Raw genomic sequence first — 16,391 nt, forward strand, 5'->3', positions numbered from 1 at the left:
ACACCGGCGAATGGCGCTGATTGCTTGGTTTTCCGAGGCCCATTCTGGCGCAGCAAGTAGCGACGATACAGACACCCATTCCCCATGACCAGCGATCCCTCCCGTCTGCAGGTCGAGCGTTTCGCTACAGACAACGCCTCGCCAAGCGAACAGTTCGAAGCGTGGACCTCAGGCGTCCCGTTTTTCGATTTCGATCCCAGCGAAGGAGCACGCACCTCCTTTGACATGCGATGCCAACACGTCTCGTTTGGGCCGTTCGTGCTGGAAAATCGCGTCTGGCACCATCCGTCTTCGACAGCCGACTTCAGTGCAGAGCGAAGACCGAGGCACATACGCGTGGATCAACACGATTACGTTTGCTTCAATCTTCAGGTATGCGGCGCGTTAGCCTTGCAAACCCGGTCCACGTCGCATATCAAACAGGCCGGCGATCTTTATGTTCTCGACTATGGCAATCCCTTCGAGTACGAAGTCGCGCCAGGACATGAGATCGCGCTTGCGGTGCCGCGCGCATTACTGCCACCTTCCCTTGAGAGACACCACGGGCATTCACTCACTCAGGGTCCGGCCGCGTTGTTGAGGGACCACCTGCTATCCCTCCGCGAGAACCTGCCCCGGCTCACGGCTGACGACATGCCCTACGTCGTCGACGCGACCACACAATTGCTCATCGCCTGCGTGCGGATCAAGCCAGACGGATTACCCGAGACGAGCGGTGTCGTTCAGGATCTGTTGACCCGCCGCGTCCGCCGCTACATGGACACGCACCTGCTTCAGGTCGACCTGACGCCCGACCGCATATGCAAGGACGTGGGTCTTTCCCGGGCGAAGCTGTATGAACTGTTTGCGGGCGCCGGGGGGGTGATGCGGGAGATACGGCAACGGCGTCTCGACCTGGCTCACCAGGCACTATCGACTACGCGTGACCGTCGGGAGAAGATCCGCACGATTGCGCAACGTTTTGGCTTCACCGACGAGAAGTACTTCAGCCGGATATTCAAGGCACGGTTCGGCTATTCGCCTAGCGAGACGTTCGAGCAAACGAGCATCTCTTCATCGTAGTCATGTGCGCGCCGCGCGATGATTACTTCGCGGCGATTGTAACCGTGTACACCACCCGGGTCGTCCATCCTGTTGGAGACGTAGCGGAGCCAGGGCTCCCTGTTTGGCCCTGGTCGACTCGCAACGTGTCGTGCCGACTTGATGCCACAGTCAAGCCATTGGGCCATATCATGTGAACAATGATAGGAAGTCTCCAGGGAAAATCACACGATGAGTCAGGAAAACGTCGTCCGGTACTGGCATGCTGCCGAACTGCTGCAACCCCAGTCCGCCCCGAAGCCCAAGAAGCGCGACACGCCCTACGCCTCGTTCTTCCACGACACGACCGTCGGACAACTCATCCCCGCCTGGTCGCCCGACAGCCTCGTGGCGAAGCAGTTCCTGCCGAAGAAGCGTACATGGAGTCACACGCTCTACGCCCACCTGAACGAAGCCGGGCTGTCGCCGAGCAACTCGAGAAACTGTACGGCGCCGACCAGGGATACCGGGAACCACAGTCGCGCGAATCCGCATTGTTCGCACTTAAATCCACCGTCGAAGGCAGGATGGTGCAGGACAGTCTCGTGATCTCCAGCGAGGCATGGTTTCTCGGGCGGGCCCTGAAGGGCAAGGACTGGCGCGAACTTCTCCGTGGCTTTGCTTCTCACCTCCACAATGGCATTCATTTTTTTCGACCAGATGCGTGCCCTTGCCTAGTCGTGAGAGGCCAGAATGTCCTGACCTTCAGGAATCGGATTTTTCTTTTGAAGATCGTATTGGATCACTTCCTTCGACACTGACGCACGGTCATTGTCGATGACCTTGGCCCAGTCAGCACTGGAAAGCGAAGCATCGGATCCAGCCCCAACCGCGCCCCGGTTTTACGCAGGAACTGTACACCCAGCCAAAACGGTCGTGATGAACATCGCCGAGATACATTTGCTTGCTGTCGTTTTCATAGTTCGTTCCGAAGAGATGGCGCGAGTTAGCTGAACAGGTGAGCGGGAAATCGTCGGTTAGTGAAAAGCCGGTGGTGGGACGGACGTTCACCCAACCACCTTGATCGGACGTTTGCCGTGATCTCCCTGCCCTGTCATCACTTGGGATGACATTCCCAGTCGTTGTAGGTCGGCGGATTGATCGGCGTTAGCCCGGGGATCATGAAAAACGTGCACGTAAAGCGCCGCCCTTTGCCAGTCGTTGCGTCGTACCTGACCGTTTGGCCACCAAGCGCATTCTTTTGCCCGTACTGGATATTGGCGATCGTGATCTCGTCCGATGACCCGAGTCCCAGCGTCTTCGCGGTGGAGTTCTGGATATCGATCATGTTCAGCTGTGTCGTCCCGCAGGCCGACAGGATCAGACCAGTGGCGGCGAACCCTGTAGCGGTCCTTATTGCTTTGTGAATTTCCATTTTTTCTTTCCCTTTTCTTATCCATTGGGTCTCCGCCGCACTCCAGCGACAGAGACCCGACACGTCGACGATCGGCCTCACGCCGCGTCGCGATACAACAGTTACGAAGCCGGGGTATAGAAGCTCGACTGCAAGACGTTGCCCACGGTGTTGTCCTTGTAAAGCTGCCAGACAAGCGCCGTGATGCCCGATGCGTTGACAGCCAGTGCGGGCCAACTCGAATCCTGCGGATGCTGACCGAACAGCGCGCCCGTGCCCCAAGCACCGTTCGTATAGCGATTGGCGACGACATCGAGCGATCCCGAGGTGCCCGCATCCTGCCATGCCACTGTCACATCGCCCGCGGCGTCGACGGCAATCTGTGGCTGACGCCCGTTCGTCTCATCGACATGCGCTGTCAGCTGTTGCGTTGGCCCCCAGGTACCACTGGCGTTGGCCACGCTGGCCTGCAGCGTGCCGTCCGGCCGGATCCATGTCACTGCCGCGATGCCCTGGTCATTCACGGCCAGTTGCGGATAATAGCCGGTGTCTGTCGTGTCGATGAACGGGGCCACCGGTTGCTCCACCTGCCAGCCCGAGCCGGCGAGGTAGCGCTGGGACATCGTCGTGGTGTGCGCCCCGTTACTGTCAATGTCGACCTCGCCCCATACCAGCATGAGGTTGCCTTTCGCATCCATGCCGACGGCCGGCGCAAAGATCGACTTGCTTGCCGCGCCGTTCGGCTCGAGCACCACCGGGTTCGCACTGGCCCAGCCCTGGGCCGGGTCGTAGGTTGATGCCCACAACGCCGAATGCGTGCTGTCCGTCTGCCGCCATGCGAGTACCGCATTGCCCGACGGCGTCACCGCGAGATTCACCTCGACATTGTTGATGCCCTGACCGCCGATGCCGGTGACCGCGCCTGGTCCCGTCTGCGCAGGTTGTTGGATCTGTTCGGGAGACGACCACGTGCCGCCGACGGTATACCGACTCGTGAAAACGCGCGTATCGGCTACATCGGTCTTCTGCTGCCAGGCCACGATTGCGTTGCCCTTCGCGTCGATCCCCGCGTCCCATGCATAGCTGGTCTCGTTCGGGGACAACTCCACGGCCGAACCCCATCCGGTCGCCGGATCGTAGGGCCGCGCCCACAGCCCGTACCCTGCACCCGCAAGGAACTGCTGCCACAGCGCCACCGCATGACCATCGGCGCTGCCGACCAGCAACGGCGCGCTGGTGCCGGGCGCATTCATGGCGTTCGTGCCGTCGGACGTGTCAACGCGCGTCGGGCTTACCCAGCCGGTGCCCGGAACATAGCAGCTTGACCACATTTCGTTGCCGAGGCTGCCGCTGGGGCCGTTCGTCATCCACAACGCGAGCGCATTGCCCTGCGCATCGATGGTCACTGACGGAGAAAATTCAGGTCCCTTGCCGTCGATCGTCCCTGCGGTCGACCAACCCGCCTTGGTGCTGGTGCCGCCGCCCGGATTCGACGGGTTACCGGGATTAGAGGTCGTGCCCCCCGACCCTGTCGATGCGTTGCCGGAAGTTTTCGACACATCGTCGCCGCCACAGGCCGACAACACGAGACTGGTTGCGAGGGCAACTGCCGCAACCGCTGCGATAGATTTCATGCATATCCCCAGAAGAAAAGTCACGTCCTTGTGCTGACAAAAACGGGAATGGCAGCGCATTCCCTCCCCACCATCGGATTCATTTGCATCCGGTTTACATCGGGGCACCGTGAATTCATTTCGGCGTGAAGGAAGCCCACACGCACCAATGCCGGTGCGCGACGGCGCCGTGGTTGGCACGAGATGAATAAAACGGTGATCCGGTAGAACTGGCACAGCATCCTGCAACTAGACTTATGCCGAACCGGAATACGCGAACAAAGCATTCGCCGTCATGTCCGATTTTTAGTGGACGCCTCGCGATAATCGTCGTCGCACCCATGAAAATCACTCAATCGGCAACGCCGATACCGTGCCAAGAATAGGTGCAGTCGTCCGTTTGCGGAACGCATACACCCGACACGGGCATATTGGGAAGCGTTGACTTTAAGACCTTGGATCGCTATCAGATTAATCGTTGACGAATTCTAAGTTGATCCGAATGCATTGTGGGTATAGAGATGTCTCAAATTGGGTGGACTTTTGTTTCAACCCGCATTAATGCGCGCGACGACTCATTACTAGAATATTTAGATAACCGAAATGAACAGACACTTCTTACGACTGCGATGAATCGCTGAATTTTTTTAATATCCCCTTCAATTTTTTAAATCGCGCCATTCAAGATGGCGCCACCCCATTCGTATAAACCCGGGTTATTTAATGGCGTCCATCCCGTGACAATATCAATACGTTTCTTCTGCCGTACCACGCGCGCCCGCTTTTAATAACGCATACCCGTCTGCAAGGAACCGCGACGTGCACGAACTTTCTGCCCCGGCCGTTCACCGTTTTTCGACCCGCAATGCCCCTGTCGACGAACGATTCGACGCATGGGCCGCCAGCAGCACTCTTTGCGATTTCGTCACCGCGTATCCGTCCGACATCCCGTTCGACGCCCACCGCGAACATGTTCTGCTGGGACCCGTTGTCCTCGCACGTCGCACCTGGCAACACCCGGACCCGTCGGTCGCCTACGACGCGAAACGCACGGCGGCGCGCATCCGCGCCGATCAGCGCGACTTCCTGAGCTTCAGTCTGCAGTTGAATGGATCGGTCGCGCTGCGCTCCGATGCGATCGCCAGCATCAAGCCGCCGGGGGAGCTGTACGTGCTGGATTTCGCGAGCGTGTTCGAGCGTGCGATCACACCGGGTAGCGAACTCTCGCTCTCCGTTCCTCGCGACCTGCTCCCAGCCGATGCCGCTCCATGGCATGGCCGCTCCCTGACGCGCGGGATGGCCTCGCTCTTCGGCCACCACCTTTCGCATCTGTACCACACCCTGCCCCGGCTCACGGCGCACGACGTACCGCACGTGGTCCAGGCAACGCTCCACCTGTTGACCGCGACCCTGCGGCCTGGGCGCGACGCCCTGATCGCCGCCGAGGTGCCTATCCAGAATGCGCTCATGGATCGGGTACAGCGCTATATCGATACCCATCTGCTGCGGCCCGATCTGTCCGCCGACCGGATATGCAGGGACGTCGGGATATCGCGCGCAACGCTTTATCGATTGTTCGACCACACCGGCGGCATCATGCGGGAGATCCGTCAACGACGTCTTTATCGGGTCCACCAGATTCTGGCGACGCCTGGCCGTCCTTGGGAACGTATTCGCGACGTGGCATTGCGCCACGGCTTCACCGACGAGAAATACTTCATCCGGATTTTCAAGGCGCATTTCGGTTACACGCCAGGGGAAACGCTCGAGCGTCGGCGGTGCCTGAGCGGGGCCGTCGATCCTTCGGTCGCAGAAGACAACAGCATGAGGGATGGTTGAGTCCTGTCCGCACCGCCTGACATTGGTCAGCAAACCAGCAAGCCACGCGATAGCGGACCCTGGACATAGCCCACTCAACACGACGCACATTTCCCCTTCCATCCGTGCCGCCGCCCATCCGGCGGATAGGGCAAATCTTGCCGCGGCGGGTCATGACCCCGATAGGCCGGTATCCCCTGCAGGAATCGCCGGCGTGTGCGCAGCCCGACAGTCAGCGCCATGAGAAGGATGTTCGCTACTACCTCGGCAGGGCGGCTATGCATCTGCAGGCCGATCTGTTCGCGGCCGCCTATGCCGTTCTGGTGCTCCTGGTTCGGCTGGCGCTGCTCTGCCTGACCTTGTCGCTGTTCGCGATGGCGGCGTTCGTCGGACTGGTTGACGATCTAGTGCGCCGGGGGCGAGTCCGGTTTTGTCTAACACCGGGCTAGAGCCAGTGTGATGCCGCTGGCGATCCTGCCAGGGGCGACCGATCTCGCGCTCCTGGTCAGCATCACTCCGTTGCTTGTACTACTCCCCACCGCCGCGGCCCTGAGCCTGGCCATGGATATCGCCGCGGGTAGCTTCAAGAAGTATCTCAAAGGCGCCGCCACCTGCCCGCCTTACGGACGGGCATCGTACAGGCCAACAATCGACGACATTCGGTCACGGTTTGCAGACTTTCAAAGGTTCGACATTTATCCTTCGCTGAATCGCAAGGGCAAAGGGATGTAGTTTCAAGGCATGCCAGGAACGGCCCGCCCGTGACTGGGTCAGTACGTCAGGCCGCCAGAGCGTCGCCCCGCTGATCGGTAATCGTTTCCAGCACGACCGCTTTGAACTGAGCCAACGCCGGTTCCATCGCCCGGTGTCGTGTATGCAGACACGCCCTGAGTGGTCCACTCACAATTTGCGGCAGACCGCCCGCCTCACCCCATATCCGAAGTCGATCTGGCAGGCCCAAAGGCGTACGCACCGTGACGCCCAAACCAGCTTCGATAGCCGCCCATAAACCGTGAAGACTCGGGCTGGTGAACGCGATGCGCCATGAAAATCCGGCCTGATCCAGCGTATCGAGTGCCCGTTTGCGGAAGAAGCAGGGTGCCTCGAACGCGACGAGTGGAATGGGCTCCCCCGGTTCCCAGATCGGTGTGGACGCTGCAGGACCAACCCAGACAAACGGCAACGCCGCAACGACTTCCGCGTCCTTGCGGCTGTCGCTTCCGAGCGCGAGGACCAGGTCGAGTTCCTCGTTGTCGAGACGCTCAAGGAGCCGTCGGTTGGCATCCACCACGACGTCGATCAGGACCGACGGATGTGCCCTCTTGAAACGTCCAAGCGCCGCCGGCAGCCAGGCTTCTGCAAAATCCGCCGGCAAGCCGAAGCGTACACGGCCGGCAACGGCTCGCCCGCGGATCGTCGCCACCACCTCGTCATTCAGATCGAGCATGCGCTGCGCGTACGCCAGCATGACGTCGCCAGCTTCGGTCAACGCCAGCGCGCGTCCCTGCTTGACGAACAGCGGCACCCCCACCTGCTCTTCCAGCTTGTGAATCTGCTGGCTAACCGCCGATTGTGACCGCCCGATGTGTGCCGCGGCCTTGTTAAAGCTACCAAGCCGATGGGCGATGACGACGGTCCTCAGGACATCCATGTCCAGATTGGTTGCCATCGTTCAGTTATTCCGATATATGCGAACGGAATTATTGTATTTTATTCTTTGTCTGCTTGGAGTAATTTTCTGAGCGCGGACAACATTATTCCGATGCCGGACCCAAACTGCCCCCAAATATTCAAGGCCTCTTTGGATTCGTTATTCAGTGAAGCAATCCTCACAACATTAAAAAGCAATCCTTATCATGAAAATCCAGGGATTTTCCAAGATCGGTGGCGCTACCGCGCTCGCGTTGCTAGCGATCGCAACGTTGCCGGCCCGCGCAGAGATGGATGCCATCGCCCCGCCCCTCGTCGGCACATGGACATTAGTGAGCGCTGATGTGCAGCACAGGGACGGTACGCGCACGCACGACTACGGTCCGGCGCCCAAAGGCTTGCTTTTCATTGATTCGCAAGGGCATTATTCACTGCAGATCTTCAACAGCGAACGGAGGCCGTTCGCTTCCGGCGACAAGGAGACAGCGACACCGGAGGAATACCGGGCGGCCGCGCTTGGCCTCAGCACGCATTTCGGCACGCTCAGTGCCGATCTGCTTCGCAAGGCGTTGACGTTCCATATCCTCAAGGCGTCCTACCCGAACTGGGAAGGCACCGATCAGGTACGCATATACGAGCTGAAGGACGGCACCCTGAGCTATACCGTTCCCGCACGACCCAACGGTGATGTCCCGATGTCGGTCTGGCGTCACGTCAACTGACGCAGCCCAATCGCATATCGCGCCACCGGGCACGGTCCGGGCGGTACTCCCCAAGCCATCCACGCATCGCCATCCGTATGAATGCACCGCTCTCCCCCGCGTCGCTGACACCCGGCCTCGGCACTCGGATTCGCACGCGCCGACGTGTCATCGACCTTACGCTGGACCAGATCGCGACGGCCGCCGGTCTTTCAACCTCGTTCCTGTCACAGGTCGAACGGGATCTGGCCACGCCTTCGGTCCGGTCACTCGCCAAAATCGCCCACGCGCTGAATATGCCGGTGCAGTACTTCGTCGACACCGCAGATGCATCGGTATCGCGTTCGGAGCAGCGACAGTTCTTCGGGCTTGCCGGTTCGCCCTGTTCGTTTGCGCACCTCACGGCACCTCTGCCACACGGTCAGTTGCAAAGCATCCTCGTGCGGATGCCTGTCGGGTCGCAACAGCCAGCCGTCACGACCCATGCCATCGAAGAGTCCCTGTTCGTGACCGCCGGTGAACTCACGCTTGCGCTGGAAAGCGGAACCCTCGTCCTGCGCGCCGGGGATGCAGCGTATTACCCTTCGAACCAGGCGCATCACTGGACAAACAGCAGCGCTGTGGAAACCACGGTCGTCTGGGCGGGCAGCCCGCGGCTCCTGTAGCGCGACAGGACACGCATGCGACTGCCATTCCCGCGCAGCGTTGTTCCATAGCGCAGTGATGCTTGGCTTCGCGCGCCGCCAGGCCAGCGCAGGCTGTTCGGCCAGATACGAGTAGACCATTGAGATTCGGCAGATATGCCCCGCTCCGGATGCCAGAGCAGCCATAGCTGGGTCTCGCACTCATCCAGCGGGTCGGACAACTGGATGAGGTTACTCCACCCCTTGGCGAGGAATAAAGGAATCAGTCCCACATCCAGTCCCGCGGCAATCGCCTCGGCGACGGACACGATGCTCCGCCCCCCGTCCGTCAGATATTCGTCCTGAGCCTCTCACGTCCGCCAAAGCTCATTGGACGTTCAGGTTATGTATGGGAAGTGCTTCCGGAAACCGATTGCACCACTCTCACACAGTATGCCTGCCAATACGGGAGGGAAAACTGCCTTGGAACCATGCGTGGCCAACCCTGAACGTAAAGTAGGTGCAATCTGCTAGCACGTCGACCGCGCTACTTCTTTCTGCCCTTGGCAGCTAAGCGCTCAGAAGAGGTCGGCTTTGCTACAGCGACCGGCGTCGGCGCAGTGCGCTCATGCCTTTCGACATACTGGGTAGCGAGTCCGTCATACACCCCGGACTCGGATAAGGCTGAAGCGATTTCCTTCAACGTCGCAATCACAATCCGGATTGCCGGTGTCATCGCGCCCTGGCTTGCACTGGCGAGCGTCACGAAGCGAGTGATGTTGGGCTTGATGATTTTTGCCGCGCGCAGGCGCCCGGAGCGCACGTCGGGGGCGATGGCCCATGGTCCGAGGACAGCATATCCTCGGCCACTGGCCGCAACCTCTCGCTGGACGGCAAGCGAGTCTGCTTCCAGTACAGTCCGAAGCTCAATGCCGGCCCGTCGAGCCTCGTCATCCATCAAATTTCGCAGACGGTTGGGACGTCCCGGCAGTATCAGTGGCAAACCCTCAAGACGCCGGAATTCGACGGTTTCCCGCTGCAGCACAGGCGAGTCTGGCGCGCCTACAAGATAGGTTTCGATTGTCGCGAGCGTCGCGAGCCGCTCCGTCGTCATGGAACGCTCTGCATGGAAAAGGATAGCGAGGTCCACGCGTCCGCTATCCAGCCACGTCTCAACTTCACCCAACTGACTCTCGCGAACATTTAGACGAATGTCCGGATAGGACGAATTGATGCGCTCGCATAGCGCGGTCATCAGCGGATGGGCAGTCGACGGCAAGATACCGATTCGCACCTCCCCGAACGGTGCACCCGACGAGGTGCGTATGTCGTTGAAGAACTGGTCTGTGTCCGCAATCCAGGCGCGGACCCGCGGGATAATCCGCTCCCCGAACCCGGTCAACTTCACCCCGCGTCCAGTCCGCTCGAACAGACGGCCCCCGCATTCGCGTTCAAACTCGGCAATCTGCCGGCTGACGTTGGACTGGACGGTCTGTCGGAGCGCGGCTACCCGACTGATGCTTCCCAGCTCCGCCACCTCGATAAATAACTTGAAGGCTTCCCGTTCCATTGCTATCTCCGGCCATCTCTTTTAAAGCATATCTGAAATCACACCGATGCGCCTATCGGCATGAATTTTCATTGCATAGACTGCCTGAAACGATGACGAAATTGCTGGCCCCAGCGTGACTTGCACAACTGGCCAGCGCAGGAGACAGCCATATGCGGACATCCGCCAGAACGAGATGAGCGGTACGCAACACCTCCATCAACTCGAACGTCAGGTAAGCACGTCAGCGTGATCCCGTACGCGTCCTCATCGTGGGTCAGTTCGACCTTCAGGCCGCGAATACCAAACCGAATTCCCCGTCCCGAGAGTTCTCCCAACGCTCCCGGCGGGCAATGTTGTGCCACACAGATACTTAAAGGAGACACCACAGATGAGAATCGAACGGAGCGTGCACGTTATTGGCCGCAGATTAGTGCCAGGTTACCTCGCAGTTGCATCCCTTTCCATTTGGACTGGCGTCGTGCATGCTCAGGCATCCTCACCGGACCTGGCTGCGCCGATTCAGCTTTATGGTCTGGTGGGCACATATGTCGCCCAATCAAAAGTAAGTGGCGCGCCTCAGGGTAGCGTCGTGCTCGGCGGTGGCGGTCTGACGACGTCATTCTGGGGGCTGCGCGGTAGAGAAGATCTGGGCGGTGGATACGCGGCTATCTTCACCCTCGAAAGCTTCTTCCGGCCAAACACCGGCCAGATGGGAAGAAACTCTACGGACGGATTATTCTCACGCAATGCCTACGTGGGTTTCACGACACCGTACGGCATCTTCCGGTTTGGCGAGCAGACAACGCGCACCTACCTCAATCAGATTTTGCTAAACCCGTTCGGCTCTTCGGTTGTGTTCTCCCCTCTGGTCGTCCAGTCGTACACCACGGCGTACAACAACACCGTTGTGGGCGACACGGTCTGGTCTAACGTCGCAAGTTACGAGTCCGCTGCGTATATGGGCCTCACCGGCACCGTGCAGTATGGCGTCAGCGGAACAGCCGGACAACAGGGGAAAGACAACCTCGGCTTGAACCTCAACTATGAGAATGGCCCGCTGCAGGTTGCCCTGTCCGCACAGCGAGTCCGCGTCGCGGTCAACATGCCGAACGTGCAGCAGTATCTCTACCTCGCTGGCGCCACGTACAACGCCAACTTTGCCAAGTTCTACGCGGCCGTGCAGACCACCAATACAACGACGACGGAGGTCGGCTCTCATACGTACGAGCTTGGCCTCTCGATTCCGGCTACGCCCACCTCCGCCGTGCTCGTCGAGTGGGCGATGACGAGACGGTCTGCACCAAAAGACCAGGACTCGATTCGAAACACGGCATCGATCGGCTACGACTATTACCTCTCGAAACGCACCGACGTCTACGCCGTCTATTCCTACGACAAGCTAAGCGCAAAGCCTTCCGGAAGCTCGTACGGCGTGGGCATGAGACACACTTTCTAAAACTTGCCCCAAATTCCTTCACCGTGCCGGCATGAACTGAGAGGTTCGTGTCGGCCTGCTTTCGGCCCCTTCAAACTTCGCCTTACAAGCGAGCCACTGGTCTCACGCTGCGCCCTGATTCTTCTTCTGGTCCCAACAAAAGAACATCGCCGCACGTCTTAACAACGCGCGGCGATGGCTCAGGAACTCATGTTGCGAGACGAACTTCATTCGGTGCCACGATTCCGCAAGGGACCATCAAGGCGAGATTTCTTCGAGTGCGCGGTTGGTCGTCTCAATCATTGCCCGCGACGCCAGCAACCCTATAATCGTTGTAGCAGCGAACACCAGGAATACCGCCGAAATCCCGTAACCCGAAAGCACGACTCCGACGATCGCTGGCGCGGCGGCTGAGGCGACCCGCAGCCATGACGTCGCAAGTCCGGTTCCGATTGCGCGCATCCGGGTGGGATAGATTTCAGGCGTGTACAGGTAGAGCATGACCGTCGTCGTTCCCATCACCGCGTACGCTGATGAGCCCAGCAACATCACTGACCAGGGACTGCCCTTTGCGACCGTGGCGAGTACCAGAAGCAACACGCCGCTGATCACAAACGTGGCCATCGCCCAACGGCGGCGTCCCGTACGGTCGACCAGGAAGGCACAGAGTAATACCGCGCAAGCACTGAGCACGTTCGATAGCGAAGCCATACGCAAAGATTCTTGCAGAGGCAGGTGATACACGGTGTGATAAAGACTCGGTAGCCAGTTGTTGATGCCATTGGCCACGAAGTAAGAACTGGCCCACAGCACCCACACAATCAACGTGCGGCCGCGATAGGCCTCCGAGAACAATTCTCTCCATGATGCCCTGTTCCGCGACTGGCTCGCGTTGCGAATCCGTGAAAGCCGCCGCTCTACTTCGACCCAGTCGCGCTCAACGTCCAGGTTACGGCGCGTTGTGCTGGCCTCAATCTTTTCAATGACGCGCTCGGCCTCATCGTACCGACCCTTCGAGATGAGCCAGCGAGGCGACTCTGACAGCCGGGCAATGAAAAACGTGACGATAAGACCCGGAATTGCGCCAACCAGGAACATACATTCCCAACCGTAGCGCGGGACGACGAATGCGCCAACCTGCGCTGCGCCTAGTAGCCCTAACGGGAAAATTAGCTCGTAGAGAAGAAAAAAACGGCCGCGCCCCTGCGCCTGAGACAGCTCGCTGATATAGGTGGCTGCGACAGGCACCTCGCCGCCAACGCCGATACCCTGGAGAAAACGAGCAAGAAAGAGAAGCTGGAAATTCCCAGTGAACGCACAGGCAACGCCCATGATCGACATAACGCCGACCGTTATCGTCGCACTCGGCACGCGACCGAATCGCTCTGCAATCCAGCCAAAGGTTAGCGCTCCGACAAACTGCCCCAAATACCCAGCAGCGATGAGAACGCCGATCTGCAGCGGCGAGAGATGCCACAGCCCGACTAGAACGGGCAACGCGAATGCAAGCGAGAGTGCATCGAACGCATCGAAGAATGTGGCACTGCCCATAGTGATACGGGCCTTCGTGTGCCACCGGCTAAATGGAACGTTCTCGATGCGGAAAAGCAGTTGTTCAGCGCGTATTACAGGTTCAGACTTATGACTCGCCATATGGTCAAAATTGACCGCGGCGCTTGCCAGTATCTTGCTCATTGTGTCTCCATCCAGTCCATCGAAGGCGGCGTCTGCTCCGGCCCGCTTCTTAGCGACTGTCACGACGCTCCCAGTACTGCATTCCGGTACTGTACGTCGAGACAGTTCCCATCATGGGACTATAGTTTTGTTGTTATCACATGAAACAGCAGGCGAACCTTTATGCCTCGCAGTGCGGGCTGAGTCGTGACGGACTCAGCCCACACCGCGAAACACGTACTCCCGTACGTGTTGAGTCAGAATCGTCAATTAGTCGACGAGGCCGGCGAAACGCAGTGCCTGCGAGATTTCGACATCAGCACCTTCCGGCAGCGGCAGCAGCGGCGAACGAACCGTTGCATGCTCGAGAATGCCGCGGGCGACCAGACCATGCTTTAGCGCGACCGTACCTTCCATGTGCGAGCCGCGGTGGTATACCGAGCGCGTGATGGGCAGCAGGCGGTCGTGGATCGCGCGCGCCGCCTTGTAGTCCCTCGCCTTCCCTGCTTTGATGAGGTCGACGAGCGGCTCCGGTGCGAGGCTACCGTAACCGACCAAGGCGCCGTCGACGTCAAACATCGTATGCAGCAGATATTCATCGTGGCACGTCAGGATTTGCAGTTCCGGACGCTCGCGGCGGATGACGGGGATTTCCGTGTCCCAGCGGCGCATGTTCCGCACGCCATTCTTCATCGCGAACACGCCCGGCTGTGCTGCAATCTCAAGCTGTGTTTCGAGGTTGTACGTCGCCTTCGTCGCGTCGGGGTACTGGAACAGAATCAGCGGCAGGCCGCTTTCTTCGTGGATTGCACGATAACGGTCCTGCGGCGCGCCATTCTGGTATCCAAAGCGCAGCCAGCCGTGCGACGGATACACGAGGCCGGCTGACGCGCCGGCCTCGACTGCACGCTTCGCTTCGAGCGCTGCGACTTGCGTCCCCTCCAGGGTGATGCCGGCGATGACCGGGATCTTGTTGTCGACCGACTTGACGAAGCTTTCGATGACCTTCTGCTGTTCGTCCGGCGTCATGAACGTACCTTCGCCAGCGTGACCCAGAACGGTCAGGCCTTTGACGCCTTCTATACTCCCGAGCCACGAACCCAGTCGCTGGATGGCGGCATGGTCCACGGCGCCGTCGCGAGTGAAGGGAGTAACGGGAGCGGGAACCAGCCCCTTGAGGTCGATGCTTTTCATGCTGTCTCCGAGGTGCAAAAAAGTTACGTGTCAGGACGTACCCCTGTTCGGGGCCCATACCACGGTCAACTCGCCACGGGGCTTGGCTGTCTTGCCTGCGCGTCACGCAGCGGGTATGGAGGCCAGTGTAGACATCAACGTAATATCGAGAAAGGCATGGAACTGCATTTCAGATATCTCTAATTTGAGATGTAAATCGGCGCAGATTTCCAGCACATACTGTCCTGCAAGCTCGTGAAAGCAGCCCCTCGAACGACCGTGGAGCGTTCGAGGCAGACGACCGCTTCTTTAATTGGGCGGTGATGTCAAGGGCCGGTCTCCGATGGTTTTGTTCTCAGAACCTCGTTTGCGCGGGTCCCCGAGATGAAGCGCGAAGAAGTAAATGACGTGGTAAATGAACAGCAGACCGCTGCCCACTAGCAAGAGACTCATTGGCAACTTCCAATTTTTTGCCCAAGGCAGGCCGAGCAAGCCTCCCAGCGTCAACGCTACTCCATTAACAAACAAGGTTGGTGTCCCGTGCAGAAGGTTTAAGCTCGTTGCGAGAGTGCTCCACATTAGAACCGTCAGTGCAACGCCAAGCACGGCCATCCGATGTCCCCCAAATCCTTAGATGTTCCGGAACCGACCATTGACTGTCTTCCTGCGAGAGATAGAAGTACATGGCTAACAGTTCGCACTTTCGTAACGAGTAACACGACGAGACAAATTTGCCGGATGGCCGGCTCGCCCGCTATTTGGAGTAAAGGTCCACTAGCGATAGATGCCTTGCGAAATCCGGAGAAACCCCTAGGAAAAGGGAGGCGGCGGGCGCGGGCGGCAGAACCTGCTGCGACGGCTTGATGGCACGGTAAAAGCTGCTGTCTAGCAGCCCGGGAAAAGTTCTGGGTGCCGCACATGCTCACTACACTGTGTTCTTCATCTACACCATCTCAGAGGAGCTACCGTGAAACTGACTGACTTTAATACCCTCACCTTTGACTGCTACGGCACCTTGATTGACTGGGAAACTGGCATCTTCCAAGGGCTGAAGCCTTTGCTCGACCGCGCAAAGACGCCGATTACGCGTGACCAGGTACTCGAGGCGCACGCTCGCCACGAGTCGTCGCAACAGAAGTACACGCCGGCGAAGCGTTATCAGGAACTGCTGCCCATCGTCTACAAGCGTCTGGCGGAAGAATGGGGCCTGTCCTTCACCCACGAAGAGTGCGTGGCGTACGGCCGCTCGGTGCAGAACTGGCCGGCATTCGAAGACAGCGCCGAAGCCCTGCAATATTTGAAGAAGCATTTCAAGCTTGTCATCCTGTCGAACATCGACAACGACAGCTTCACCTACAGCAACGCAAAGCTGAAGGTTGAGTTCGACGCTATCATCACCGCGGAAGACGTGGGCTCCTACAAACCGTCGGCGCGTAACTTCGAATACATGCTCGAAAAGCTTGGCGACCGCGGCATCAAGAAGGAAAACATCCTTCACACTGCCGAAAGCCTCTTCCACGACCACAAGCCGGCGAACGAACACGGCTTGGCATCGTGCTGGATTTATCGTCGACACTCACAACCGGGCTTCGGCGCGACGATGAATCCGGGCTCGCAACCCAACATCGACTTCCGCTTCAACAGCATGATGGACCTCGCCAAGGCGCATCAAGAAGCGCTGGCGGAAAAGTAAGACAATGTCGTCTCGTCGGTGGTGG

The 16,391-nt window shown here is 59.1% G+C and carries 15 protein-coding genes; 9 read left to right on the plus strand and 6 right to left on the minus strand.

All coding sequences use genetic code 11. The features are described from left to right. Positions 1–84: 84 nt before the first annotated feature. Together GH665_RS36040 and GH665_RS36045 are read left to right on the plus strand one after the other, a co-directional pair. Positions 85–1,062, plus strand: coding sequence for a helix-turn-helix domain-containing protein (locus tag GH665_RS36040; protein WP_153141808.1), 978 nt, complete (start codon positions 85–87; stop codon positions 1,060–1,062). A 210-nt stretch (positions 1,063–1,272) separates the two neighbouring features. Next, positions 1,273–1,629, plus strand: a complete 357-nt coding sequence (locus GH665_RS36045; protein WP_153141809.1) for a hypothetical protein — start codon at positions 1,273–1,275, stop codon at positions 1,627–1,629. 508 nt (positions 1,630–2,137) lie between these two features. On the opposite strand, the gene GH665_RS36050 is transcribed toward GH665_RS36045, so the two are convergent. Together GH665_RS36050 and GH665_RS36055 are read right to left on the minus strand one after the other, a co-directional pair. Beyond that, positions 2,138–2,455 (minus strand): hypothetical protein, encoded by a 318-nt coding sequence (locus tag GH665_RS36050; RefSeq protein ID WP_153141810.1) that lies wholly within the window; start codon positions 2,453–2,455, stop codon positions 2,138–2,140. Between the two features lie 101 nt (positions 2,456–2,556). After that, positions 2,557–4,068, minus strand: coding sequence for a hypothetical protein (locus tag GH665_RS36055; protein ID WP_153141811.1), 1,512 nt, complete (start codon positions 4,066–4,068; stop codon positions 2,557–2,559). A gap of 798 nt (positions 4,069–4,866) precedes the next feature. Between GH665_RS36055 and GH665_RS36060 the strand changes: the two genes are divergently transcribed. The 3 genes from GH665_RS36060 to GH665_RS39745 all read left to right on the plus strand — a co-directional run bounded on the left by GH665_RS36060 (position 4,867) and on the right by GH665_RS39745 (position 6,597). Further along, positions 4,867–5,886: a helix-turn-helix domain-containing protein gene (locus GH665_RS36060; protein WP_153141812.1), complete on the plus strand. Its 1,020-nt coding sequence runs from the start codon at positions 4,867–4,869 to the stop codon at positions 5,884–5,886. 152 nt (positions 5,887–6,038) lie between these two features. Next, positions 6,039–6,314, plus strand: coding sequence for an IncC plasmid conjugative DNA transfer DtrJ family protein (locus tag GH665_RS39740; protein WP_281357373.1), 276 nt, complete (start codon positions 6,039–6,041; stop codon positions 6,312–6,314). Between the two features lie 10 nt (positions 6,315–6,324). Continuing rightward, entirely contained in the window at positions 6,325–6,597 is a 273-nt protein-coding gene (locus GH665_RS39745) for a hypothetical protein (protein ID WP_279228449.1), read from the plus strand. A 46-nt stretch (positions 6,598–6,643) separates the two neighbouring features. Here GH665_RS39745 and GH665_RS36070 read toward each other — a convergent pair whose 3' ends face one another. Beyond that, complete coding sequence (locus GH665_RS36070) at positions 6,644–7,534, minus strand: LysR substrate-binding domain-containing protein (RefSeq protein ID WP_246216485.1); 891 nt, start codon at positions 7,532–7,534, stop codon at positions 6,644–6,646. 187 nt (positions 7,535–7,721) lie between these two features. Here GH665_RS36070 and GH665_RS36075 point away from each other — a divergent pair, with 187 nt between their 5' ends. Continuing rightward, entirely contained in the window at positions 7,722–8,237 is a 516-nt protein-coding gene (locus GH665_RS36075) for a lipocalin-like domain-containing protein (protein ID WP_153141813.1), read from the plus strand. Between the two features lie 77 nt (positions 8,238–8,314). Further along, positions 8,315–8,881: a helix-turn-helix domain-containing protein gene (locus GH665_RS36080; RefSeq protein ID WP_153141814.1), complete on the plus strand. Its 567-nt coding sequence runs from the start codon at positions 8,315–8,317 to the stop codon at positions 8,879–8,881. 505 nt (positions 8,882–9,386) lie between these two features. Here GH665_RS36080 and GH665_RS36085 read toward each other — a convergent pair. Continuing rightward, positions 9,387–10,409, minus strand: coding sequence for a LysR family transcriptional regulator (locus tag GH665_RS36085; protein WP_153141815.1), 1,023 nt, complete (start codon positions 10,407–10,409; stop codon positions 9,387–9,389). A gap of 370 nt (positions 10,410–10,779) precedes the next feature. Here GH665_RS36085 and GH665_RS36090 point away from each other — a divergent pair, with 370 nt between their 5' ends. Continuing rightward, the gene (locus GH665_RS36090) at positions 10,780–11,847 is read left to right on the plus strand and encodes a porin (protein ID WP_153141816.1); all 1,068 of its coding nucleotides are present in this window, start codon (positions 10,780–10,782) and stop codon (positions 11,845–11,847) included. Between the two features lie 237 nt (positions 11,848–12,084). Here the strand turns inward: GH665_RS36090 and GH665_RS36095 are convergent, their stop codons facing one another. Together GH665_RS36095 and GH665_RS36100 are read right to left on the minus strand one after the other, a co-directional pair. Further along, entirely contained in the window at positions 12,085–13,479 is a 1,395-nt protein-coding gene (locus GH665_RS36095; RefSeq protein ID WP_425496074.1) for an MFS transporter, read from the minus strand. 291 nt (positions 13,480–13,770) lie between these two features. Next, complete coding sequence (locus GH665_RS36100) at positions 13,771–14,694, minus strand: dihydrodipicolinate synthase family protein (RefSeq protein WP_153141818.1); 924 nt, start codon at positions 14,692–14,694, stop codon at positions 13,771–13,773. Positions 14,695–15,640: 946 nt separating this feature from the next. On the opposite strand from GH665_RS36100, the gene GH665_RS36105 reads away from it, so the two are divergent. Beyond that, the gene (locus tag GH665_RS36105) at positions 15,641–16,366 is read left to right on the plus strand and encodes a haloacid dehalogenase type II (RefSeq protein ID WP_153141819.1); all 726 of its coding nucleotides are present in this window, start codon (positions 15,641–15,643) and stop codon (positions 16,364–16,366) included. Positions 16,367–16,391 lie beyond the last annotated feature (25 nt).

Source organism: Paraburkholderia agricolaris (assembly GCF_009455635.1).
Classification (GTDB): Bacteria; Pseudomonadota; Gammaproteobacteria; order Burkholderiales; family Burkholderiaceae; genus Paraburkholderia; species Paraburkholderia agricolaris.

What these genes read in the sequence shown, in the direction of transcription:
- GH665_RS36040 (WP_153141808.1), top strand. Translation starts at nt 85, where the DNA reads ATGACCAGCGATCCCTCCCGTCTGCAGGTCGAGCGTTTCGCTACAGAC.
- GH665_RS36045 (WP_153141809.1), top strand. Translation starts at nt 1,273, where the DNA reads ATGAGTCAGGAAAACGTCGTCCGGTACTGGCATGCTGCCGAACTGCTG.
- GH665_RS36050 (WP_153141810.1), bottom strand. Translation starts at nt 2,455, where the DNA reads ATGGAAATTCACAAAGCAATAAGGACCGCTACAGGGTTCGCCGCCACT.
- GH665_RS36055 (WP_153141811.1), bottom strand. Translation starts at nt 4,068, where the DNA reads ATGAAATCTATCGCAGCGGTTGCGGCAGTTGCCCTCGCAACCAGTCTC.
- GH665_RS39740 (WP_281357373.1), top strand. Translation starts at nt 6,039, where the DNA reads ATGACCCCGATAGGCCGGTATCCCCTGCAGGAATCGCCGGCGTGTGCG.
- GH665_RS39745 (WP_279228449.1), top strand. Translation starts at nt 6,325, where the DNA reads ATGCCGCTGGCGATCCTGCCAGGGGCGACCGATCTCGCGCTCCTGGTC.
- GH665_RS36070 (WP_246216485.1), bottom strand. Translation starts at nt 7,534, where the DNA reads ATGGCAACCAATCTGGACATGGATGTCCTGAGGACCGTCGTCATCGCC.
- GH665_RS36075 (WP_153141813.1), top strand. Translation starts at nt 7,722, where the DNA reads ATGAAAATCCAGGGATTTTCCAAGATCGGTGGCGCTACCGCGCTCGCG.
- GH665_RS36080 (WP_153141814.1), top strand. Translation starts at nt 8,315, where the DNA reads ATGAATGCACCGCTCTCCCCCGCGTCGCTGACACCCGGCCTCGGCACT.
- GH665_RS36085 (WP_153141815.1), bottom strand. Translation starts at nt 10,409, where the DNA reads ATGGAACGGGAAGCCTTCAAGTTATTTATCGAGGTGGCGGAGCTGGGA.
- GH665_RS36090 (WP_153141816.1), top strand. Translation starts at nt 10,780, where the DNA reads ATGAGAATCGAACGGAGCGTGCACGTTATTGGCCGCAGATTAGTGCCA.
- GH665_RS36095 (WP_425496074.1), bottom strand. Translation starts at nt 13,479, where the DNA reads ATGGCGAGTCATAAGTCTGAACCTGTAATACGCGCTGAACAACTGCTT.
- GH665_RS36100 (WP_153141818.1), bottom strand. Translation starts at nt 14,694, where the DNA reads ATGAAAAGCATCGACCTCAAGGGGCTGGTTCCCGCTCCCGTTACTCCC.